Raw genomic sequence first — 20648 nt, forward strand, 5'->3', positions numbered from 1 at the left:
CCGCTACGACAAGACCGCGACCATCTACCTCGCCGGACTCCACATCGCCGGCATCTTCCTCTGGTCCGCCCGATGATCCAAACGAAACCGCCTAGCCGACTGTCGGGCCGGGGCTGGGGGCGGTGGCGGCTCCGCCGGTGAGTCCGTCGACGTCCACCGGGGTGGACGTGGCGTTCGGCGGCGGAGTGAGCACCACCTCCGGCTGCCCGGCGGGCGGAGCCGGCGGGGTCACGTCGGTGGACGGCAGCTTCGGCGGGTTCGTCTGCGTGTTGAGGGTCGTGTCGAAGTCGACCAGACCCGTCTTCTCCATCACCGTGATGTGGTCGAGCACGGTGTCGTTGGCCTGGTCGGCCAGGGCCCGCACCAGGGTGTTCTTCGTCGTCGACCGGATCTTCGCGACCGTGTTGAAGATGGAGCCGTGGGTCATGCGCAGAATGTTGGCGAAGTCGGTGTCGAACTGCTTGCCGCTCTCCCCCTTCAGCTGGCTGACGAAGCCCTCCTGCTGGGGGCTGGCCACATTGGGCAGCGTGATGTTCAGCATGGGCGCGATCTTGCGGCAGGTGGTGTCCAGCGCGGAGTGCCCGTCGACCAGGTGCTGGCTCGCCGTTTTGACCGCCTGCGACTGGCCCTTCTGCAGGCCGATCTGCCCGACCGGGTACTCCCACAGGCCCGCCGCGCGCACCTTCACCACGAAGTCCCGGTCGGCTTCCGTCAGCGGCCCCCACTGGGTGTTGGCGATGATGCGTGACTGCGAGGTGGAGACGGTGGACACTCCGAGCATGCTCGGATATGCGAGTGCGGCGAGCGTCACCGCCATGGCCCCGCCCACGAAGAGAGTTCCCGTCGCGTTCCGCGAAAGTCGCACCGTGCCTCCTGCCCGGTAGTGGATGCCGCCCGCGAGGCGGACGGTTCGGACGCACAGCAGTACGGATGGGGAAGCCAGGCGACTCTATGGATTGGGCAAAAACTTCTCGTCCCCCATGGTTGACCGAACGTTGACCAGTCGCGGGGAGAGACCGGACGAACCCCCGCTGTACGTCCCCGGCATGTCCATGTCACCGCGGCCCCCGCAGCCCGCGAGGGCTGCCGCCTCCCTCCCCGTGCTCCCCTACCGCAAGCCCACCGAGGGCCGTGACTACTGGGTCCTGGACGACGTCCTGCCCGGCGTGGACGCCGTACGGCAGCGGTGCCTCGCCAAGGACGACTGGGTGAAGGGGTATCCGTACACGCAGGAGACCTGGCCGGGGCTGCGGGCCATGCCGGGGCTCGAGCCGGGGGAACTGGGGCGGATCGAGCGGCTGGTGAAGAAGGCCACCGGGGCCGGGGAGCTGTGGGTGCAGCGGGCGCCCGGCGGGGGCACCCTCAACCACAACTGCGTGCAGGTGGTGGGGGAGGGGGAGAGCGAGCCCCGGCCGCACACCGACTCCCGGGCGCTGTGCCGCTACGCCGCCGTGCTGTACCTCAACCCGGGCGTGCCCAAGGACCGCGGCACCAGCTTCCACCGGCAGTCCCTGCCCGGCGGACGCCTCGGCGGCAACGTCGTCCAGGCCCCGCGCAACAACCTCGTCGAGGCCCTCGGCACCCGGTTCGTGGTGCCGGACGCCTTCGAGGAGGACGTACGCGTCCCCCACAGGTACAACCGCCTGCTCCTCTGCAACGCCAACCTCGTGCACAGCGCGACCGGTTACTTCGGCGGGACGCTGGGGGAGAAGCGGATGACGGCGGTCTTCTTCTGGATGGCCTGAGCCAGAACCTCAGCCTGTGCCTCAGTACCTCAGCGCGGTCCCCAGCTCCGCCTTCACCGTCCCCGCCAGCTTCCGCGTACTGCGCGCCGTCGCCTTGCCCGACGCACCGGCCCGGACGTCCGAGACCGTGACGACGACCGTGTCGAGGAGATGGCCGCCGGCGTCCGTGAAGTTGACCTGGACGGCGAAGGACTTGGTGGAGTCCGCCTTGTTGCCGGCCGTCACCCCGACCGTCGTACGGCCGTCGGAGGCCGTGGCCGGGGTGCCGAGCCGTACCGCGTCCCTGGCGTCGACGCCGTTCCTCACCTTCTCCAGCCGGCGCCCCGCCTCCGCGGTCGCCGAGGCGAGCGCCTGCCCGGCCTGGGAGGCGTAGGACGCGGCCTTGCTGGCCGCGGACGAGGGGTTGTTGTCGTCCGAGCAGCCGTTCACACCCGCGCCCACGCATGCGACGAGCGCCAGTACGGCACCCGCTCGTAGCCCCGTCATGCCGCCTCCGTGTCCCGTCGTCCGTCGGTCTCCCGTCCAGTCAAGGACCGCGGCCGCGTCACCGCATGCCGAGTCATCCGAATGGCGTACCACCCGTGGTGGGGACCCCGGGCAGGCCCGATCGTCGTATACGTCCGGCGTCGACGACCGGCGCCGGAGTACGGCCCGCACCTATCCCAGCGGAGGCACCCCATGACCCAGCAAACGCACCCGGCCCGGCCCTCCTCCAGCGGCTGGGCGGCCGGCGGAGCCGTCTTCGCCGGGGTCCTGCTGCTGATGAACGGAATCCTCGCCGTCCTCCAGGGAATCTCCGCGCTCGCCGCCGACGACGTGTGGTCGCGTGTGGGGGACTACGTCTACAAGATCAACCTCACCGGGTGGGGCTGGATCCTGGTGATCCTCGGTGTCATCGCCGTCGCCACCGGCGCGGGCATCCTCAAGGGAGCCGAGTGGGCCAGGTTCGTCGGCATCGTGCTCGCGGCGCTGGGCATGGTCGCCCAGTTCCTCTTCCTGCCGTACGCGCCGGTCTGGTCGATCATCATGATCGGCCTCGACTTCTTCGTGATCTGGGCGCTGGCGACGTATCGGTCGGCGTAGGGCAGACCCGGAGAAGCCGGCAGGGCTGTAACCACCGCGCCCGTTCTGACGTCTGACATGGTGTAAACAACACGGCGTGGACGGGATGCCCAGGTGAACGACGACTACAAGGAGCACCCCGCCGGTCTGCGGCCGGCGCGGGTGGTGGGCAGGTGTGCCGAGGGAGCGCTTCTGCTCGCCGGGGTCGCCTGGGCGGCTCGGGCGGTGTGGCAGGTACGGCTGTCCCTGACCGGGGAGCCGGCGTCCGGGCCGCCGGACCAGGGGAACGGCGTGCACCGGAAGCTGACCGGGCTCGAGGACTCGTACCACATCGTCAGCGCGCTGGGAGACGGTGCCGCGCTGCTCTGCGTGCTGGTGTTCCTGTCCTGGTTGTGGCGCGTCCGCGACAACGCGCGCGCCTTCTCGGGCGAGCCGCCGCGTTATGCCGGGATCTGGGTCTACGTCGGGTGGGTCCTGCCCGTCGCGAACCTGTGGGTGCCGCGCGGCATCGTCGTGGACGTCCACCAGAAGACCGCCCCGGGGCGGCCCCTGCCGCTCTCGGTGAACGTGTGGTGGGGCCTGTGGCTGGCCGGGATGCTCAGCGGCGTCGGCCTGATGTACAAGGACTCCACGGACGAGGTCATCGAGCGCGCCTACACCGAGGTCTGGCCCCTGCTGGCCTGTGAGGCAGCGGTCGTGGCCGCGGCCGTCGCCGGCGTCTTCGTCGTACGCGCCGTCACGGCGGCACAGGACCAGCGGATGGCATCCGGGACCGGCGGCCCGGGGAACGGCGCGGGAGCGGGGACCGAGTCGGTCGCGTCCGGCCGTCCGCGGGGCTGACCGACGGGGGCGGCGGTCCGCCCGTACCCGTGCGTGGAGCGGCCGTGACCATGGGACGGCCGCGGTCCGGAGCCCCCCGTGCAGAGCCCCCCGAGTCCCTCCAGTGTCCGTAGTCCCCTTCATGCGCAACGATGGGGTTATGACCGGTTTCGTGATCGGTCGTATGGCCGGATGCTCTCACTGAGGGGGCCGATATGGCTGTCGAAATCCCTCCCCTGGTCAAACCCTCCACGCTCAGACAGCGCGGCGGGCTGCTCGGCGAATGCCTGGCGGAGTTCCTGGGGACGTTCGTCCTGATCTCCTTCGGTTGCGGCGTCGTCGCGATGGCCGTCGCGGCGCTGCCCGGCTCGGGCCGCGCCGAAACGCCCACCACGATCTTCCTTGCCGCCGGGGACTGGCTGTTGATCACCTGGGGCTGGGCCATGGCCGTGGTCTTCGGCATCTACGTGGCCGGCGGCGTCAGCGGCGCGCACATCAACCCGGCGGTGACGCTGGCGTTCGCGGTGCGCCGCAAGTTCCCCTGGGCCAAAGTCCTCCCGTACTGGCTGTCGCAGGTGATCGGCGCCTTCGCCGGGGCGGCCCTGGTCTTCGCCGTCTACCACGACGCGATCAACGCCTTCGACGCCGCCTCGAAGCCGCCGAAGACGAACGGGCACACGCTCGCCACGTTCTCGATCTTCGCCACCTTCCCGGCGCCGTACTTCAACGGTGGCGTCTGGGGACCGCTGATCGACCAGATCGTCGGTACGGCCTTCCTGGTCATGCTGGTCGTGGCCGTCATCGACCTGCGCAACACGGCGGTGCAGGCGAACCTCGGTCCGCTGGTGATCGGCTTCGTGGTGGCCGCCATCGGCATGTCCTACGGCGCGAACGCCGGGTACGCCATCAACCCGGCCCGCGACTTCGGCCCGCGGCTGTTCACCTGGGTGGCGGGGTGGAAGGACCTTGCGTTGCCCGGCAACGCGGCCTGGTTCAGCTCGTACTTCTGGATCCCGATCGTCGGACCGCTCGTCGGCGGGGTCATCGGCGTGCTGGTGTACGACCTGTTCATCGGCGACGTCCTCCACATCCGCGCCCAGCTGGCGGAGCTGCCGGAGGTCGGCCGCACGCGTCCCACGACGGGCACCGACGAGGAGTAGAGCGGGTACTTGACGAACCGGCGCGCGGTGAACCCGGGCTTGCCCCGTCGCAGGGGGTCTTACTCGACGCGGCCACCGAAGGCCACCGCGCCCTCCCGCCCCGTGGCCTGGTTCTCGGCGACGTACGGGCGCAGTCCGGCTCCGTACCCGGCGAACGCGGTCGCGTGGTCGCCGCCGGCCTCGGCCAGGTGCCGGGCCAGTGAGCGGGCGCCGATCAGAGCCTGGGACGTACCCACGCCGCTGGTGGGCGCGGCGCAGTACCCGGCGTCGCCGGCCAGGGCGACCCGGCCGTCCGACGCCAGCAGCCGCGGCACTTCCCGGCCGCCCGCCGCGCGAACGCGGCCCGCACCGCCTCCTCCTGCTCGCTCCGGCCGAGCCGGTCCAGCGCGGGCGAGTCGGTCCGGAAGGAGAGGGGTGACCGCGAGGCGGCCCGCGTCGGCTCCGCTGAACATGTAGACGGCCACCAGGCCGAACTCTCGGGTCGTGCCGCGCTCGAACCCGACGGTGGCACCGGCCTCGTGCTGGGTGAGCGCGGTGATCGAGTCGTCGAAGACGTACTCCACGCCGGCCGCGGTCACTCGGTGCGGCATCCGGGTCAATTCCCGCCTGGGCACTTCGAGTTCCCCGGCGAAGACCTCGGCCGGAAGCCGCCCGGTCTCGGCCTTCCCTTGCTGAGCGGTTACCGGGCCGCCTGGAATCGCTCCGGTTCGGCGTTTTTCTCCGGCATGCTTTCTCTTCCGACATGTCAAAAGTAGAAGGTCGGCGAGCGACATGTCAATGTTGGAATGTAAGCTGAAGGTCATGAGCCTTCGACACGCACTGCTCGGCCTCCTCTCGGAGCGCCCCGCCAGCGGCTACGACCTGCTGAAACTGTTCGAGACGTCGCTGGCCAACGTCTGGCCGGCGACACAGAGCCAGATCTACACGGAGCTCACCAAGCTGGCGGACGCCGGTCTGATCACGGTGACGGCCGAGGGCCCGCGCGGCCGCAAGGAGTACGCCCTCGCCGACGAGGGGATGGCCGAACTGCGGCACTGGCTGACCGAGACCCGCCCGCAGCGCAACGTGCGCAGCGACATCCTGCTCCGCGTCTTCTTCCTCGGAGTCCTGCCGCCCGAGCAGGCCCGCTCCTACCTCACCGGACTGGCCGAGCTGTCCGACGAGGTCCACGAGGACCTGCACCGCCTGATGGACTCCATCGACTGGGACGACGACAACCTCTCGGTCTACGGCCGGATCGTCCTGGAGTACGGGCTGCGCTTCAACGCGATGCGCAAGGAGTGGGCGCAGTGGGCGGCGGGGCTGATCCAGTAGCAGCCACGAGGCACTGATCAAGCAGAAGACGGTGTGACGCAGGGCACAGGAACTCCCCCCGTTCCGCAGGGAGTAACAGGTGTGAGGCGGCAACCGGAACGAGGAGAGTCAGTGCGTGCGCGCATACGGGCAGGGGACCGCGAAGCCTTCGCCGAGCTGTACGAGCAGTACGCGCGGGCCGTCTACAACCACGCCCTGCGGCTGACCGGCAACTGGGCGGAGGCCGAGGAGGCGATGTCCGAGACCTTCCTCGCCGCCTGGCGGGCCCGGGAATCGGTGGAGCCGGAGGGCGGATCGCTCAAGCCCTGGCTGCTCGGCATCGCCACGCACAAGGCACGCAACGCCAACCGCGGTGTACGCCGGCGGCTCGCCTTCCTCGCCCGCAGCCCCGAACCACGGCCCGTCGAGGACTTCGCGGAGGAGACGGCGGGCCGGATCGACGACGCCCGCCGTCTCGCGCTGGTCCACGACGCGCTGCGCCGGCTGCGCCGCCAGGACCGGGAGGTGCTCACCCTGTGCGTGGCCTCCGGGCTGGACTACCAGCAGGCGGCCGAGGCCCTCGGCATCCCGGTCGGCACCGTGCGGTCACGGCTGTCCCGGGCCCGCGCGCGGCTGGCCCGGCTCAGCGCCGGCTCCGGTGCGCTCGACCCGGAGAAACCCGGCCGGGAGAAACCGGAACCGCCCCGCCCCCGCGGAGAGATGGAGAGTGAGGCCGCTTTCGCGGCCCTGTTCCTGCAGGAGGAAACCCCGTGAACGCTGACGACCTGCCCCGCGCCGGCTCCGGCTCCGCCCGGAGCGAGGCCGAGGAGCTGCTGTCGGCTCCCACCGAATGGGACCTCCCGCGGAGCCGGCACCTCCACTACAAGGACGTACTGATGCAGCGCATCGACCAAGACCTCAACTCCGCCCCGCAGACCTCACCGACGCCGCGCCGCCGGCTGCTGCGCGCGGCCGTGCTGGTACCCGCCGCGTCGATGGCACTGGCCGGGGCACTGGTCCTCACCCTCTCCGGCGGCGGCGGCTCCGCCCCGGGACGGGGGACCGCCACCGCGGGCTCGGCCAGGTCCCACAGCGCGACCGTCACGCTCGACCGGATCGCCGCCGCGGCCATGGAGACCGACGCGAGCCCGGTGAAGGACGGCCAGTTGCTCTACGTCAGGAGCCTCGTCCGGGGCAACCAGGGCACCTTCGGGGGCCCCGTGAAGCTCGGCGCCGTCCACAAACGGGAGGTGTGGATGGTGCAGAACCCCGCCCCCGTCCACACCTCCGGGTGGATCCTGGAAACCGGCAAGGGTGCGGTGATGCCCGGTGAGGTGATCCCCATCGAGGAAGGCGGCGGTCCCGTCCCGGAGGGCATCGACCGGCCCACGTACAAGTGGCTGGCCTCCCTGCCCACCGACCCGGACGCCCTGCTCGACCTGCTCTACTCCAAGACGCGGGTGGACAAGGGCTGGTCCGAGGACGAGGCCGTCTTCAGCACGATCGGCGACCTGCTGGGCGAGACGATCATGCCGCCGGCGAACGCCGCCGCGCTGTACAAGGCGGCCGCCAAGATCCCCGGAGTGACCGTGGTCCCCGACGCCGTCGACGCCGCCGGCCGGCACGGCATCGCCATCACCCGTGAGGACTCCGTCTCCGCGGTCCGGGACGAATGGATCTTCGACAAGCAGAGTCTGGCCTACCTCGGCTGCCGCTCGTACATGACCAAGGACGGGAAGGGCAACCCCATGTCCGACACGCTGGCCGGCAGCTCCGCGATCATGGAACGCGCGGTCGTCGACCACCGGGGCGCGAAACCGGCGAAGACGGACGGCTGACCGGCGCGGGCACTCACCGACGTGCCCGCGGGCTCCGTACCACCAGCGTGTTGGTGACCGCGCCGCGAACACCACGCGCTCGCGCTCGGCTCCGCCGCGGCCCTCATCCTGCTGATCGCCGCCCGGGGCCGGCAGGGCAGCTCCGGGAGGTGCGGAGCCGGCAGCCTCGCGGGCCGGAACGCTGCCGGACGCCGCACAAGGAGGCGCAGCCCGGCCGATGCCAGGATCCCGCCATGACCGACGCCCGGGAAGACCTGTCTTCCCCCGTGGAAGCGCACCCTGTGGTTCTTCGTCGTCCTCCGGCCGGGGCGGCCTGGCCGCGGTGCGCATGGCGTACCGGGGGGCTCCTGGACGTGTGGCCGGGTGCCGGGCTGCTGCCGGCGCCGGCGGGCCTCGCGTCGCCGCACCGGGTCGCCGCCCGGGTGAGCGCCGACGCGTACGGCCTCCACTCCCGGACGCTGCTGGGCGGCCGGGGCGTGCCCTGGCACGACATCGCCGACCTGCGCGTACACGTGAAGTCCCCGCACAACTCCCGGGGCACGGAGGCCCGCCGGGTCAGCCTTCTGCTCCGCGACGGCCGCAGGCGCCTCCCGGCCCTCCCGCGGAGCCGGCCGCCCGGCGACCCGGAGTCCGACGCGAAGCCGGCCGCGCTCCGCACGCTGCACCGCCGTCACGGAGCCCCGCGGTCGAGCCACGTCCCCTGGTCTCGTACCGCACCGCCGGACACCGCGTCCTCCGCGAGCGCGCTCCGCGATGACCCCCGCGGACGCCTGACCGTGACCGGGTGACCACTGTCCGGTACGAGCAGGTGCGTGTTCCGGTAACCGCAGAGGACATCTGTGACCGCCGCGGGAGGAATTCCCCAGGGGCTACTAGAGTTTCCGGTACGGGGAACCAGCTCCCCTGATGCGGTCCGGGATCTCGCCGGTCCGCGGGAAGGCGCACATGCCCTTGGAAGACCGGCCGCACGCCACCGACCGGCTCGACGACGACCACCACCCGGCGTACACGATGGGCCGGGCCGCCGAGGTGATCGGCGCCACGCCCGGTTTCCTCCGGGCCCTCGGCGAGGCCGGGCTGATCACACCGATGCGGTCGGGGGGCGGCCACCGGCGCTACTCGCGCCATCAACTGCGCCTCGCCGCCCGTGCCCGCGACCTGGTCGACCAGGGGACCCCGGTCGAGGCGGCCTGCCGGATCATCGGCCTCGAGGACCAGCTGGACGAGACTCTGCGCGTCAACGAGGAACTGCGCTCCGACGAGGAGCCGCGCCGCCCGGAAATCTGACGGCGCCGGAGCAGAATTTCCGCCGGTGTTGGAAAAGGATTTTCCCCCGCGTCCCACCGGGTTTTCGTCCGGTGCTGTTTCCCGGGCCAGTCCTTTTCCGCGTTGCCGATTCTTCCGTGCTAGGCTGGCTGTCAGTTGCAGTTGTGGTTGCCATTCTTACCGGTATTTCCGGGGCAGGTGATCATCACAGCGATGAGGGAGCCCGCGAGGTGCGGGCTTCCAGCACTGCCTGAGGAGATTTGACATGGCCACCGGTACCGTGAAGTGGTTCAACGCGGAAAAGGGCTTCGGCTTCATCGAGCAGGACGGCGGCGGCGCCGACGTCTTCGCCCACTACTCGAACATCGCCACCCAGGGCTTCCGTGAGCTGCAGGAAGGCCAGAAGGTGACGTTCGACGTCACGCAGGGCCAGAAGGGCCCGCAGGCGGAGAACATCGTTCCCGCCTGACAGCCGGAGCATCCCGCGACACTCCGCGATATCCGCGTCTGAATTTCGTACGGAATTTCGTACGCGTATACGGCGAAACAGGGGCCCGCACCGAAAGGTGCGGGCCCCTGTCCGTTGTCCTGAATGGTCAGCCGAGGCACACGACGAGCAGGCAGACCTGCGACGGCGACGTCGCTGCCGGCGAGGGGCTCGTCCGAGGCGTTCCCGAGTTCGTGTCGTCGGCAGCAGCGGGCGCGGTCGTCTGCTGTGCCGCCGTACCGGTGTCGTCGGCGGCCGTCCCAGGGGAGGACGAGGAGGCGGACCGCTGCTGCGGAGCCGACGTCGCCGTCGTACGCGTGGTACGAGCCGTGTCAGGGGAGGCGGTGGCGTCCGGCCGGGCGGCCGGCGGGGTGGTGCGGGGCGCGGCGGGGGTGTTCTGCTCCCGCGGGAGGCCGGTCGCGGGCGACTGCGACGGGGGAGTGGGCGAGGACCGGTGCGCGCCGGGCCGGGTCACCGCCGGGCGGGTGTGCTGCGAGGTCGGTTGTTCCGCGGCGGGCGTGCTCGGGACCTCCGGCGAGGTGGCCGCCTGTGCGCGGCCGGCGGAGTGCCGGTCCATCGCGGAAACGGTCAGGCCGCCTCCGACGAGTGCGACGGCGGTCGCGACCACGGCTCGGCGCTGGTTCTTCTTCCAGCGGGCCAGCTGGCGACGGCGTGCCGCCCTTCCTTGCGGGGCGGGCGGCACGCCGTCCAGGTCGTCGGCCGGCCCGGCCGAACCGTCGTCCCGCGGTGGGTCGGAGGCCGTGACCTCCAACGCCGCCGGGCCCGCCGTCGCCTCGGCGGCCGGGGCCGGGACGGTACGACCGCCGGCTGTGACCGGAGCGATGTCCGGGGCGTAGGCACCGCACCCGGGACACACCAGGGCGCCATTGAGATGCCGACGGCACGAGGAGCAGTAGTCCATCTGCGGTCTTCCTGAGTTGACGTGCTGTCGCCCCACCGGGCCGCGAGCTGGTCACGTGCGCACGTGGGATCGGATAGCCGGCCAGCAACGCTAACCCGTCATTCGAAAGACTGTGTGCAGCCTGTGTGATGCTCCTGCACGGATCCCCGGGAGCCCGGACCTGCCCCGGCACACCCTGGCGGCCCTTGAGCCGACCCGTGTCGTCCAGCAGTCCGTCACCGGTCCCTGACGGGAACCCGGGAATCCGGGCCGGTCGGGCGGCCCGCGTCCGTGGGCAGCGCGGCAGGTGCGGTCTCCGAGTACTGGGAGGTCGTGTCACCGGGCAGGTGGGACCGGACGCGGTGGGGGTTCGCCGCCGGCAGGGCGAGGGCGATCGCCGCCGCCGCGCCGAGCACCCTGCCCACGCGTCGCCGTCTGGCCGGTCCGTCCAGCTCCCGCCACGTCGGTCCGGTGGGCCGCTCCTCGGGCTGCCAGAGTTCGCCGACGGGTTCCTCGTGGAGATACGGCTGGGCCATGCGGACCTCCGCGGACGGCTCCCTCGGGGCGGTGTGCCGGATCGCGCGCTCGCTGTCCCGGAGGAACCGCTGCCACACCTCGTCCGGCTGGTGCGCGGTCACGGCGCCCCCCTCGTCCACAGCCTGTGGGTCGTCAACCTCTGTGCCGGTTAGGACGACTGAGCCGCCGCCGGGGTTTCGTTCCGGCGAGAGCGGCGGGCGTGTCTCAGCGCTCCGGCCGCTGCTGCCGGATGCGCTGGGCGACCGCGCTGTCCTCGCTCTCCCACCCCGGACACCCGGTCGCGGTCCGCCTCCCGCGCCCCTCCCGGCGCGGGTGCCGCCGCTCGGTAGGGGCCACTGCACCGGGATCGCCGGCAGGAAGGGCAGCGCCACCAGCTCGGCGACACTGATCATCGCGCCCCGAGCGGGCTGCTGGTCGCGCTGCACGTCCGGCGCCCAGGACGGTGCGGGGCGCAGCTACCAGGCCCCGGCGACAGCGTGCCGTGCGTCATCACCACGATGCCCGGTACGGCGTCGGCGACCCCGTCGAGGAACACCGGCGCCGCCCGCACGGGATGTGGTGCACCAGGCCGGCAGCGTCTCCTCGCGGGTGAGCACCGGCACCACGAACGGGCACCCCGCCGGGGTGAAGTACACCGTCAGCTCGGTCACCAGCACCAGGGCAATGCTGATCAGCGGGAAGGCCAGCAGCCGCACCACCCGGCCGGTCATCGCCCGTCGCACGCGCCCGGCGGAGCGCTCGGGCAGGGCGCGGACGGCCAGCCGCAGCGGGTCGGCGGCGACTCGGGGCAGCGGCCAGTGCCTGCCCCCGCGCCGCAGCCGCAGGACGCCCCGGCTACAGGGCACCCAGCGGGACGACGAACAACAGCGCGGGGACGTCCGGTTGCCAGGAGGAGAACAGCCGTCCGGTGGTGAGCTCCGGCAGACTCCCCATGGCCTTCCCCTTCCCGGAGTACCGGGCACCCGGCCCCACTCGCCGGGGCACCTTGCGCCGCACACGCCGGGCCGGCCCCCCTCGCCGGGGACGCCGAAGTCACACCGAGCTCACGCCGAGGACTACTTCGTGGCCGTCACCCGCAGGGGCGCGAGGTCCGGGCTCGGAGCGGACCGGGTGCCGGCGGACATCGGCTGGGCAGCCGTGGTCTGCGGCGACACGCCCTTGTAGTACGACGTGTAGGCGTAGTGGGTACCCACGCCGATGGCCGCCCCGATCTTGGGAATGACCGACGCGTCGACCGATCCCGTGCCGCCGAAGACCGCCACGTGGTTCACGCTCGACGACATCCGCATCAGGTACCGCTTGGTGTCGTACGACAGCGAGGTGACGTCGGTCCACAGCAGCGGACCGTAGGTGGCCATCGCCGACGACGCGGAGACGCCGCCGCGCCAGCTCCCCACGGAGGCCACCGCGGCGTCCGACGGCAGCGACCACCAGAAGTCGGCGAGCCGCATGGCGTTCGACTGCGGCGTGCCACCGGCGACCCGGTAATAGTGGTAGGAGCTGGGCCAGTTCGGCATCTTGCCGGCGTTGTACGCCCTGGCCAGCGCCGACTCGGAGTCGGTCCCCACCGTGATGATCTTCGTCGTGCTCGGGCTGTACGTGTTGAGGTACGCGGAGACCGACGAGGTCATGGTCGTACCGTCGGTCAGCACGACGGTCGCGGTCCCGGAACTGCCCATCGCACCGGCGGCGGAACTCGCCGCGAGGGCGTTGTGGTAGTCGGTGCCGGTGGCCAGGAAGACGTACTTCGGCGTGCTGGTGACGGTCTTGGCCACGGCCACCGAGGTGGAGTAGCGCGAGGTGCCGGACAGCCGCTTGGCCACGTAACCGAGCGAGGTCACCTTGGACGCCACCGCGCTGCCGAGGACCTCGGTGCCGCCGATCAGGTAGACCGTCCTGCCCTTCGGCAGCATCCGCGTGAGCTCCGTCTGCACCGAGGAGTCCAGGCCCGTGCCCGAGGTCATCAGCACCGGCCCGCGCTTCTTGCCGGCCAGCGAGGTCGCGGTGGTGGCGTACGCCGCGTCGGACTTGCTGATGAGCACGGCCGCGCCCGCGTTCGTCAGGCCGGGCGTGCTGGTGCCGACCGTGTTCCAGGTCCACTTGGACGACGCGATGTTGGTGTCGTAGGTGTCGGAGCCGTAGACCCGGGAGATCGCGTTGTCCCTGAGCGGCTGCCAGGCCACGTTGGTGCCGTTGCCCTGGGGCACCTGCGTCTGCGTGCCCGTGCCGAGGTCGTGGATCCACACCTGCGGGCCGCTGGGGACGTCCGGGTTGCCGGAGACGTAGATGTCGTACGCGATCCGGTTGCCCTGCGGCGACCAGGCGGGCCGGTTGTGGTCGACGGCGTCCGTGGTGAGCTGGGTCAGCCCGGTGCCGTCGGTCTTGACCTTGAACAGTTGCTTGTGCCCGTCGACCGACCGGGTGAAGGCCACCGACTGGCCGTCCGGGGAGATGCTCGGGTCCGTCGCGTTGCCGGCCAGCTGGGTGAACGCCCCGGTGCGGCCGTTGTAGACCCAGACGGCCGGGGTGCCCGCGGTGCCGCAGCTCGTTCCCGTGCGCACGAACGCCAGCATGCCGTTGACGGCGCCGCTGGGCTTGGAGTCGCAGCCGTCGACGTCGGTGCCGAACAGGGCCTTCGGTGTGCGGGTGCCGTCGGCCGCGGTCAGCCGCAGCCGGCCTCCGGCCGTGAAGACGAGGTCGCCGCCGCCGTACCAGAAGGTCGGATCGGCCGGATGCCAGCCGCTGCCCGACGGCATGGTGATGTCGACGCCGGTGTCCTCCGAGTCGGCCCACGCCGTGCGGAGGTGGTCGTCGTAGTGGTTCACGAACGCGACCTGGCTGCCGTCGGCGGACCAGGCGCCCTGGTCTCCGGTCGGGTAGAACTGCGACGACGAGGACCCGTCCGGATTGACGAAGCTCATGTGCCCGCCGACATCCGTGTACAGCAGCTTGCCGTCGGTGGCGGGCCAGCCGCCGGAGACGGCCGCCGCCGGCCCCGGAAGCGCGGCGACGAGACCGGCCGCGAGCGCGGCGACAGTGGTGAGCGCCGCGGATCTGCGGCGCGTAGGCGTGTTCAATGTGCCCCCACGAGTGAATGGACGCCGCCGGGCCCCTTCCCCCGAGGTGAACGGACGGCGTCATGTGCGTCCGCACGGCAGCGGCGAAACCTTAGTGGCAGGCCCTGACCTGTGTGAAGGCGGGGTCACCCCGCGGTGCGGCGACAGGCCTCAGCCCTCGCGAGGCCCTGGCGGGCGGCGAGTACGGCGAGGCCGGCCCGGTTGGGGCTGCCGGACTTGGCCATCAGGCTCGACACGTGGGTCAACAGCAAACCCCAGGTCATTGACCTGGGGTTTCACCCGCAGCGGGGGACGGGACCGGCGGCTTCCCGCTCGTCCTCAGGCGTCCTGCGGGTCGGGGCTGCCGAGCAGCTCCGACGCCGTCTGGAACGGGGTGAGGCCACCCGCGTTCACGCGCGGCGCGGTCTCGGGGTGGCCGTGGCAGGTGAAACCGAGGCGGGCCATGGCCCGGGTGACCTCGGCGCTGGTGAAGTCGCGGCGGTCCTGCCGGGTGATGACCTCGCCCACCTGCTTGACGGGATAGCGGCGGCGGCCGATGGTCACGGACTCACCGGTGATGAGCTCGGGCGTGACGCCCGCCATCGCGGCCAGCACTCCGCTCTTGGTCAGGTCGAACGGGTACCGGGCGATGATGCAGCGCATGATGCCTCACAGAGGGGGAGAGGGGACTGACCCGGGCGAGGTGGATCAGCCGGAGACGGGGACGAGCCGGAACGGGCCGCCGAGGACGTCCCGCAGACGGATCCGGTCCGTGTACCCGGAGCTGTCGCGGTGAGCGGCGAGTTCGGCCCGGGTGACCGAGCCCGTGCACTGGTCGTCCCCGTCGCACAGGAGGAGGTACTCGACACGGGCACCGGCCATGACGGACAGGGCCACCTCGACGGTCATGTCGTCCCGGACCCGCGGCCCGGACGCGTCCAGGTGGCCGGCCACGGCCGTGCGGTTGGGAGTCGCCGGGCGTCGCTGCGTCTGAACCGGTGTCAAAGCTGCCTCCTGGAGATGGGTGGGCTTTCCCTTGTCACGATGGCCCTGTCAGGCCGCGGGGTCAGGCCGCCGGGTCGGCGGCGGACCGCCGCTGCGCCCGGCCGCGCGGCGCTTCGCCGGCGGGCCGGCCCTGGGCGGTGCGGCCCTGGGCGGTGCGGCCCCGGCGGCCACGGGTCGAGGAAGACGCGGCGCGGCGGGGACGTTCCGCGACCGGCGCGGTGATGACGACCGGAACACCGGAGGGGGCCTGGGCACCCGTGATGCGGCTCAGCTCCGCCTCACCCGAACGCACCGGGGTGATCCGCGGGGTGATGCCGGCCGAAGCCATCAGCCGGCTCATGCCGCGGCGCTGGTCGGGGGTCACCAGGGTGACGACGGTGCCGGACTCGCCGGCGCGGGCGGTACGGCCGCCACGGTGCAGGTAGTCCTTGTGGTCGCTGGGCGGGTCGACGTTGACGACGAGGTCGAGGTCGTCGACGTGGATACCGCGGGCCGCGACGTTGGTGGCCACCAGGACGGTGACGTGACCGTCCTTGAACTGCGCCAGGGTCCGGGTGCGCTGCGGCTGGGACCTGCCACCGTGCAGGGCCGCGGCGCGGACGCCGTTGCTCAGCAGGTGCTTGGTCAGCCGGTCCACCGCGTGCTTGGTGTCCAGGAACATGATCACTCGGCCGTCTCGCGCCGCGATCTCGGTGGTCGTCCGGTGCTTGTCCGCGTCGTGCACGTGGAGTACGTGGTGCTCCATCGTGGTGACCGCGCCCGCCGACGGGTCGACGGAGTGGACCACCGGGTCGGTCAGGTAACGGCGGACCAGCAGGTCGACGTTACGGTCCAGGGTGGCCGAGAAGAGCATCCGCTGCCCCTGGGGCCGCACCTGGTCCAGCAGCGCGGTGACCTGCGGCATGAAGCCCATGTCGGTCATCTGGTCGGCCTCGTCGAGGACGGTGATGGCGACCTGGTCCAGTCGGCAGTCGCCCCGGTCGATGAGGTCCTTCAGCCGCCCCGGTGTGGCGACGACGACCTCCGCCCCGGCACGCAGCGCGTTCGCCTGCCTGCCGAGCGACATGCCGCCGACTACCGTGGCCAGCCGCAGCCGCACGGCGCGGGCGTAGGGGGTGAGCGCGTCGGTGACCTGCTGGGCGAGCTCGCGGGTGGGTACGAGGACGAGGGCCAGCGGCTGCCGCGGCTCGGCACGCCGACCCGCCGTACGGGCCAGCACCGGCAGGCCGAAGGCGAGGGTCTTGCCCGAACCGGTGCGGCCGCGGCCGAGTACGTCACGGCCGGCCAGGGAGTTCGGCAGGGTCGCCGCCTGGATCGGGAACGGTACGGTCACGCCCTCGTGGCCGAGCGCGGCCAGCAGCGGCGCCGCCATGTCGAGATCGGCGAACGACTCGACGGCGGGCAACGCGGGGGTGACCGTCACCGGCAGCGCGAACTCGCCCTGGGGCGCGGCCTGTCGGGGCCCGTAGCCCTTGGAACGGCGCGGCGGGCCGGAGCGGTTGGCGGCCGAGCCTCGGAAGCGGTCATACGTGCGGGTCGTGCGGTCGGTGCGGTCTGTGCGTGCGGAACGTGAAGCGCGTGCGCGGTTCATGCGGAACCTTCCTCGATGCGGGCACGTATCAAGGAATTCCCGCAGCAGAATGAACGGCGCAGAGAATCGCGAGAACGAGCCGGAGATGACGGGGCGGAATCGCCCATGAAATGCAGCGAGCCGGGGCCCGCACCCCAAGGTGCGGGCCCCAGCTGCAAAGTATGCGTCAGTGCGGGTGTCAGGCGGGAACGATGTTCTCGGCCGTCGGACCCTTCTGGCCCTGCGCGATGTCGAACGACACCTTCTGGCCTTCCTGCAGCTCGCGGAAGCCCTGGGTGGCGATGTTCGAGTAGTGGGCGAAGACGTCGGCGCCGCCGCCGTCCTGTGCGATGAAGCCGAAGCCCTTTTCGGCGTTGAACCACTTCACGGTGCCACTGGCCATGTCATTTCTCCTTCGGAAACGGTGCTCGGAGTTCGCCCTGTGCGGACTCCGTGTCGCCGTGATGATCAGCCCGTCGGAAAATGAACCTTTTGGCAACCACAACTGCAACTGAGATCGACAGTAGCATGGCGCGATCGGCCGTGCACTGTGAATAATGTCGCCTCATCTCTGAAGCTGAGAAATATACATCGCGCGCCGGGTCGATTTCTCACTCCACGGTGACAGATATTGTGGCGCCACGGGTGAGCGTATGCCACGGCCGGTCACGATGCCCGGCGGGCGCCGCGGGCGCGCGGGGCCACCGGCCCGGCTCCTGGCCGGCCCGCAGTCCCAGGTGAATCAGGTGACGCGCGGCCCTCGGCGGCCCGGTTCCGGTCGCTCACCAATAGTGACGTCGTCCCGCAACGGCGTGTCCCATCGCGCCGAGGACCCACAGGATCGCTCCGACGACGGCCAGGATGATCCCGATGGTCCACAGGATGGATATGCCGGTGACGAAACCGATGACGAGCAGAATGATGCCCAGGACGATCATGGTTGCCTCCCCTGGGGAGTAGTGCTTCTTCCACTGTGAACCGCGAAAGCCGTTGAGGGAAGGCGGCGGGATGTTCCAGGCGAGATCGGCGACAAGGCCGGAGCGAGGCCCTGCACGACGCACCTGGCCTCGCGGCCGGGTGGCGGGAACTCTGGCGACCGTACGGCTGCACAATCGGGCGAAGCGAAGCGATCAGGGCATAAGGCACTAGCCTCGGGCCATGGTGACGCGCTCCCGGCTGTATCACGACGGCACTCTCGTCCTGGAGGACTTTCCCGCCAGTGAGGTCTCCGGGCACCTCGCCGATCCCGCGTCGGTGGTGTGGCTGGACCTGTACCGCCCCGGGCCCGCCGAACTCACCATGCTGGGTGACGAGTTCGGTATGCACCAACTGGCTCTGGAGGATGCCGCGCAGCGGGGGCAGCGGCCGAAACTCGACCGCTATCGCACCCATGAATTCCTCAGCGCCTATGCCGTCACCGTCAGCCCGGACGGTGCGGAACTGTCCACCAGCGAGATCGCGGTGTTCCTCACCGCCCGAGCCATGATCACCGTCCGCAAGGACGACGGCTTCGACCTCGGGAACGTCGTCGCCCGCTGGGACGAGAGCCCGGACCTGGCCGGCCACGGCGTCGGATTCCTGCTGCACGGCCTGCTCGACCATCTCGTGGACGGGCACTTCGCCGCGGTGCAGCAACTGGACGACGGCATCGAGGAGTTGGAAGGTCTGCTCTTCGCGGCCGGGCGTCGCCAGATCGAAGCCGTGCAACGCCGGACGTTCGCACTGCGCAAATCGCTCGTCCGGCTCCGCCGCGTCGTGCTCCCGATGCGGGAGGTGGTCAACGCGCTCATGCGCCCCGGCCTGCACGTGATCACCGACCCTCTCGTCCCTTACTACCAGGACGTCTACGACCACGTGCTGCGCGCCACCGAATGGACCGAATCACTGCGGGACCTGGTGGCCTCGGTCATGGAGACGAACCTCTCGGTCCAGGCCAACCGCATGAACCTGATCATGAAGAAGGTGACCAGCTGGGCCGCGATCATCGCCGTGCCCACCGCGATCACCGGCTTCTACGGCCAGAACCTCCCCTACCCCGGTTTCGGCCGCCAGTCCGGATTCATCACCTCCGCCGCCGTCATCGTGGTCCTGTCCGCCCTGCTGTATCTGACGTTCAAGCGCAAGGACTGGCTCTGACCCGTCGCTGCCGGACCAGGAAAACAGCTGGTCATACGCACGTTTTCCGGCTCGGGAGCGGAGTAGGGTGAAGAAACCGGGAGTTCTTCGTACGCCGGTCCCTCTGCAGGTGTCGTTCCCGGTGATCAACAACCCCGGGATGTGAGAGCGCCATGACCCTCATCGCCGTGGCTGTGCTCCTTGTCGTCATCGCCGTCGGAATCGCTCTGATCCACCGGCTCAACGCTCAGCACAACGAACGGATCGCTGACTTCCACTACAGCGACGCCCTGCCGGGAATCGGCCGCCGGCACCGCAGGCACCACCGGCCGGCGGCGGACAGGACCACCGACACGCCTCCCCAGGACAGCGACCGCGGCTGACATCGGCTTGGGCCGGTCTACTTCTTACTGCGCGCGGTGCGGTTTGTGGCGAGCGACCTGTAGGCGGACCTCGGTGGGCGGGTGAGGGGAACCGGTGGACCGACGGGCGGTACGGAGCGGGCCTTCGCACAGGGCATCGAGGGCGGCACCGGGTGCCCCCTGGGGGGTGAGAGTGAGCCTGACGCGGGTGCGGGGGTGAGCAGGCCGGCCGGTGATGCGGACGTCCGCCTGCTGGACGTCCGGCAGGGCACCGGCTTCGGCGGCGATCGCGTCGCTGAGCGCGCGGTCGCGCAGTTCGACGCCTTCCTGCGGGGGTGTGCCGCCCACGGGCAGCGCTCCGGGGCGGCGTCGGCGCAGTTGGGCGAGCAGCCACCACAGGGCGAGCAGGGCGACGAGGGCGAGGGCGGCGATGACCGCGGGCCACCACCACCAGCCCTGACTGCTCCAGCGGGCCCGGTCGGCGGAGCCGAGCAGGACGTCGTCCGGGGTGGTCAGGGGCCAGCCGGCGGGCGGGACCAGATCGTGTCGCCGGTAGACGTCGAGCCCGGCGAAGAGGATCAGCAGACCACCGCCGAGCAGGACCAGTCCGGCCAGGGCCAGCAGACTGCGGTTGAGTACAGGTCGCGACGTCATGGTGCGGGCTCCGGTGCTGGGGGGTCAGTCGGTGCGTCGCCGCACCCGTACGACGATGCGGGGAGGGCGGGCGAGGGCCAGCCGGTCGCGCTCCTCGTCGAGGACGGCGGTGAGGTCGTCCCTCACCTGCTGGGGCTCGCGGAAGCGGACGTCCGCGCGGGCTTTGACGCGGTGACGGCGCACCCGGATGCGAGCGTTGCCGACTCCGGGGACCCGCATGGCGGCGTCGCGCAGCAGGTCGGCGGCGCCGTCGCGGTCCAGGGCGGCCCGCAGCCGGGGGCAGCCGGCGGGGGATCGCAGGGGCAGCAGGTGGCGCAGGCCCGGGGTGAGGGCCAGGACGATCAGCCAGACGCCGACGGCGGCGGCCACGGCGGCTCCCGTGAGCATCCACACGTCGTCCACGGGGCGGGCGGCCAGTTCGCCGGCCAGGTGCCGTCGCCAGGCTGCCGCCGGCCGTCCGGCCCGTACGGCGACGACGTCGAACAACGCCGCGCCCGCCGCCGCGAGAACCACCGAGGCGACCAGTGCGGCCGGGATCCGGCGCGCGGACCACGGGCGGTGGGGCCGGTGCCCGCTGTCGCGCTCACCGGCCGCCGGGTCCGGCGGAGGGGGCGCCTCGTGTCCGGGCGGACCGGGCTCTTTCGGCTCCTCGTGCTCCTTTGTCAGCGGCACTGCGGCAGGGCGCGCGGAGGGCGCGGAGCCGCGTGCGGGAGAGGCCGGGTCGGGTGTCATTCCGGTCCTCCTTCCTGCGTGGCGTGCCGGGCGGACCGGGCCGCGT

Annotated in this window: 26 protein-coding genes; 12 read left to right on the forward strand and 14 right to left on the reverse strand. The window is 71.3% G+C overall.

Going from position 1 to position 20648, the window contains the following annotated elements:
• Positions 1-91 precede the first annotated feature (91 nt).
• A complete protein-coding gene (locus tag ACIBBH_RS26410) occupies positions 92-817 on the reverse strand; it encodes a DUF4142 domain-containing protein (protein WP_399408972.1) in 726 nt (241 codons plus the stop codon).
• 229 nt (positions 818-1046) lie between these two features.
• Between ACIBBH_RS26410 and ACIBBH_RS26415 the strand changes: the two genes are divergently transcribed.
• Positions 1047-1745, forward strand: a complete 699-nt coding sequence (locus ACIBBH_RS26415) for a DUF6445 family protein (RefSeq protein WP_399408636.1) — start codon at positions 1047-1049, stop codon at positions 1743-1745.
• A 21-nt stretch (positions 1746-1766) separates the two neighbouring features.
• On the opposite strand, the gene ACIBBH_RS26420 is transcribed toward ACIBBH_RS26415, so the two are convergent.
• Entirely contained in the window at positions 1767-2231 is a 465-nt protein-coding gene (locus tag ACIBBH_RS26420) for a hypothetical protein (RefSeq protein ID WP_399408638.1), read from the reverse strand.
• 192 nt (positions 2232-2423) lie between these two features.
• Between ACIBBH_RS26420 and ACIBBH_RS26425 the strand changes: the two genes are divergently transcribed.
• The 3 genes from ACIBBH_RS26425 to ACIBBH_RS26435 all read left to right on the forward strand — a co-directional run bounded on the left by ACIBBH_RS26425 (position 2424) and on the right by ACIBBH_RS26435 (position 4786).
• Positions 2424-2828, forward strand: coding sequence for a hypothetical protein (locus ACIBBH_RS26425; protein ID WP_399408640.1), 405 nt, complete (start codon positions 2424-2426; stop codon positions 2826-2828).
• Between the two features lie 93 nt (positions 2829-2921).
• Positions 2922-3647, forward strand: coding sequence for a DUF4328 domain-containing protein (locus tag ACIBBH_RS26430; protein WP_399408642.1), 726 nt, complete (start codon positions 2922-2924; stop codon positions 3645-3647).
• 194 nt (positions 3648-3841) lie between these two features.
• Complete coding sequence (locus ACIBBH_RS26435) at positions 3842-4786, forward strand: MIP/aquaporin family protein (protein WP_399408644.1); 945 nt, start codon at positions 3842-3844, stop codon at positions 4784-4786.
• 59 nt (positions 4787-4845) lie between these two features.
• Here the strand turns inward: ACIBBH_RS26435 and ACIBBH_RS26440 are convergent, their stop codons facing one another.
• Positions 4846-5376 (reverse strand): hypothetical protein, encoded by a 531-nt coding sequence (locus ACIBBH_RS26440; RefSeq protein ID WP_399408646.1) that lies wholly within the window; start codon positions 5374-5376, stop codon positions 4846-4848.
• Between the two features lie 211 nt (positions 5377-5587).
• Here ACIBBH_RS26440 and ACIBBH_RS26445 point away from each other — a divergent pair, with 211 nt between their 5' ends.
• From ACIBBH_RS26445 to ACIBBH_RS26470, 6 genes are all read left to right on the forward strand, one after another.
• Positions 5588-6100: a PadR family transcriptional regulator gene (locus ACIBBH_RS26445; RefSeq protein WP_399408648.1), complete on the forward strand. Its 513-nt coding sequence runs from the start codon at positions 5588-5590 to the stop codon at positions 6098-6100.
• Between the two features lie 111 nt (positions 6101-6211).
• Positions 6212-6853, forward strand: a complete 642-nt coding sequence (locus ACIBBH_RS26450) for an RNA polymerase sigma factor (RefSeq protein ID WP_399408650.1) — start codon at positions 6212-6214, stop codon at positions 6851-6853.
• Positions 6850-7917, forward strand: a complete 1068-nt coding sequence (locus ACIBBH_RS26455; RefSeq protein WP_399408652.1) for a CU044_5270 family protein — start codon at positions 6850-6852, stop codon at positions 7915-7917. Before ACIBBH_RS26450 ends, ACIBBH_RS26455 begins: the two co-directional genes overlap by 4 nt.
• A 353-nt stretch (positions 7918-8270) precedes the next feature.
• Positions 8271-8705 carry a PH domain-containing protein gene (locus ACIBBH_RS26460; RefSeq protein ID WP_399408654.1) on the forward strand — a complete coding sequence of 145 codons (435 nt, stop codon included), beginning with the start codon at positions 8271-8273 and terminating at the stop codon, positions 8703-8705.
• Positions 8706-8862: 157 nt separating this feature from the next.
• Positions 8863-9204 carry a MerR family transcriptional regulator gene (locus ACIBBH_RS26465; RefSeq protein WP_399408656.1) on the forward strand — a complete coding sequence of 114 codons (342 nt, stop codon included), beginning with the start codon at positions 8863-8865 and terminating at the stop codon, positions 9202-9204.
• Positions 9205-9448: 244 nt separating this feature from the next.
• Positions 9449-9652: a cold-shock protein gene (locus tag ACIBBH_RS26470; protein ID WP_010986199.1), complete on the forward strand. Its 204-nt coding sequence runs from the start codon at positions 9449-9451 to the stop codon at positions 9650-9652.
• Between the two features lie 127 nt (positions 9653-9779).
• On the opposite strand, the gene ACIBBH_RS26475 is transcribed toward ACIBBH_RS26470, so the two are convergent.
• The 9 genes from ACIBBH_RS26475 to ACIBBH_RS26515 form a co-directional block, all read right to left on the reverse strand.
• Positions 9780-10592, reverse strand: a complete 813-nt coding sequence (locus tag ACIBBH_RS26475; protein WP_399408658.1) for a hypothetical protein — start codon at positions 10590-10592, stop codon at positions 9780-9782.
• Between the two features lie 215 nt (positions 10593-10807).
• The gene (locus ACIBBH_RS26480) at positions 10808-11209 is read right to left on the reverse strand and encodes a hypothetical protein (RefSeq protein ID WP_399408660.1); all 402 of its coding nucleotides are present in this window, start codon (positions 11207-11209) and stop codon (positions 10808-10810) included.
• Positions 11210-11563: 354 nt separating this feature from the next.
• Positions 11564-11953, reverse strand: a complete 390-nt coding sequence (locus tag ACIBBH_RS26485) for a hypothetical protein (RefSeq protein ID WP_399408662.1) — start codon at positions 11951-11953, stop codon at positions 11564-11566.
• A gap of 210 nt (positions 11954-12163) precedes the next feature.
• Positions 12164-14185: a cell wall-binding repeat-containing protein gene (locus tag ACIBBH_RS26490; RefSeq protein ID WP_399408664.1), complete on the reverse strand. Its 2022-nt coding sequence runs from the start codon at positions 14183-14185 to the stop codon at positions 12164-12166.
• A gap of 318 nt (positions 14186-14503) precedes the next feature.
• Positions 14504-14827 carry an SCO5918 family protein gene (locus ACIBBH_RS26495; protein WP_399408666.1) on the reverse strand — a complete coding sequence of 108 codons (324 nt, stop codon included), beginning with the start codon at positions 14825-14827 and terminating at the stop codon, positions 14504-14506.
• Between the two features lie 45 nt (positions 14828-14872).
• Complete coding sequence (locus ACIBBH_RS26500; RefSeq protein WP_399408668.1) at positions 14873-15169, reverse strand: CBS domain-containing protein; 297 nt, start codon at positions 15167-15169, stop codon at positions 14873-14875.
• 61 nt (positions 15170-15230) lie between these two features.
• Positions 15231-16760 (reverse strand): DEAD/DEAH box helicase, encoded by a 1530-nt coding sequence (locus tag ACIBBH_RS26505; RefSeq protein WP_399408670.1) that lies wholly within the window; start codon positions 16758-16760, stop codon positions 15231-15233.
• Positions 16761-16938: 178 nt separating this feature from the next.
• Entirely contained in the window at positions 16939-17142 is a 204-nt protein-coding gene (locus ACIBBH_RS26510) for a cold-shock protein (RefSeq protein WP_399408672.1), read from the reverse strand.
• 379 nt (positions 17143-17521) lie between these two features.
• Positions 17522-17677, reverse strand: coding sequence for a DUF6131 family protein (locus ACIBBH_RS26515; RefSeq protein WP_399408674.1), 156 nt, complete (start codon positions 17675-17677; stop codon positions 17522-17524).
• A gap of 220 nt (positions 17678-17897) precedes the next feature.
• Between ACIBBH_RS26515 and ACIBBH_RS26520 the strand changes: the two genes are divergently transcribed.
• Both ACIBBH_RS26520 and ACIBBH_RS26525 read left to right on the forward strand, forming a co-directional pair.
• Positions 17898-18875: a magnesium transporter CorA family protein gene (locus ACIBBH_RS26520; protein ID WP_399408676.1), complete on the forward strand. Its 978-nt coding sequence runs from the start codon at positions 17898-17900 to the stop codon at positions 18873-18875.
• Positions 18876-19027: 152 nt separating this feature from the next.
• Entirely contained in the window at positions 19028-19237 is a 210-nt protein-coding gene (locus ACIBBH_RS26525) for a hypothetical protein (RefSeq protein ID WP_399408678.1), read from the forward strand.
• Positions 19238-19261: 24 nt separating this feature from the next.
• On the opposite strand, the gene ACIBBH_RS26530 is transcribed toward ACIBBH_RS26525, so the two are convergent.
• Positions 19262-19870 carry an alkaline shock response membrane anchor protein AmaP gene (locus ACIBBH_RS26530; RefSeq protein WP_399408680.1) on the reverse strand — a complete coding sequence of 203 codons (609 nt, stop codon included), beginning with the start codon at positions 19868-19870 and terminating at the stop codon, positions 19262-19264.
• Between the two features lie 24 nt (positions 19871-19894).
• Positions 19895-20602 carry a DUF6286 domain-containing protein gene (locus ACIBBH_RS26535; RefSeq protein WP_399408682.1) on the reverse strand — a complete coding sequence of 236 codons (708 nt, stop codon included), beginning with the start codon at positions 20600-20602 and terminating at the stop codon, positions 19895-19897.
• Between the last annotated feature and the right edge of the window lie 46 nt (positions 20603-20648).

The sequence above is a fragment of the Streptomyces sp. NPDC051636 genome (assembly GCF_044453765.1).
In the GTDB taxonomy this organism is placed as follows: domain Bacteria; phylum Actinomycetota; class Actinomycetes; order Streptomycetales; family Streptomycetaceae; genus Streptomyces.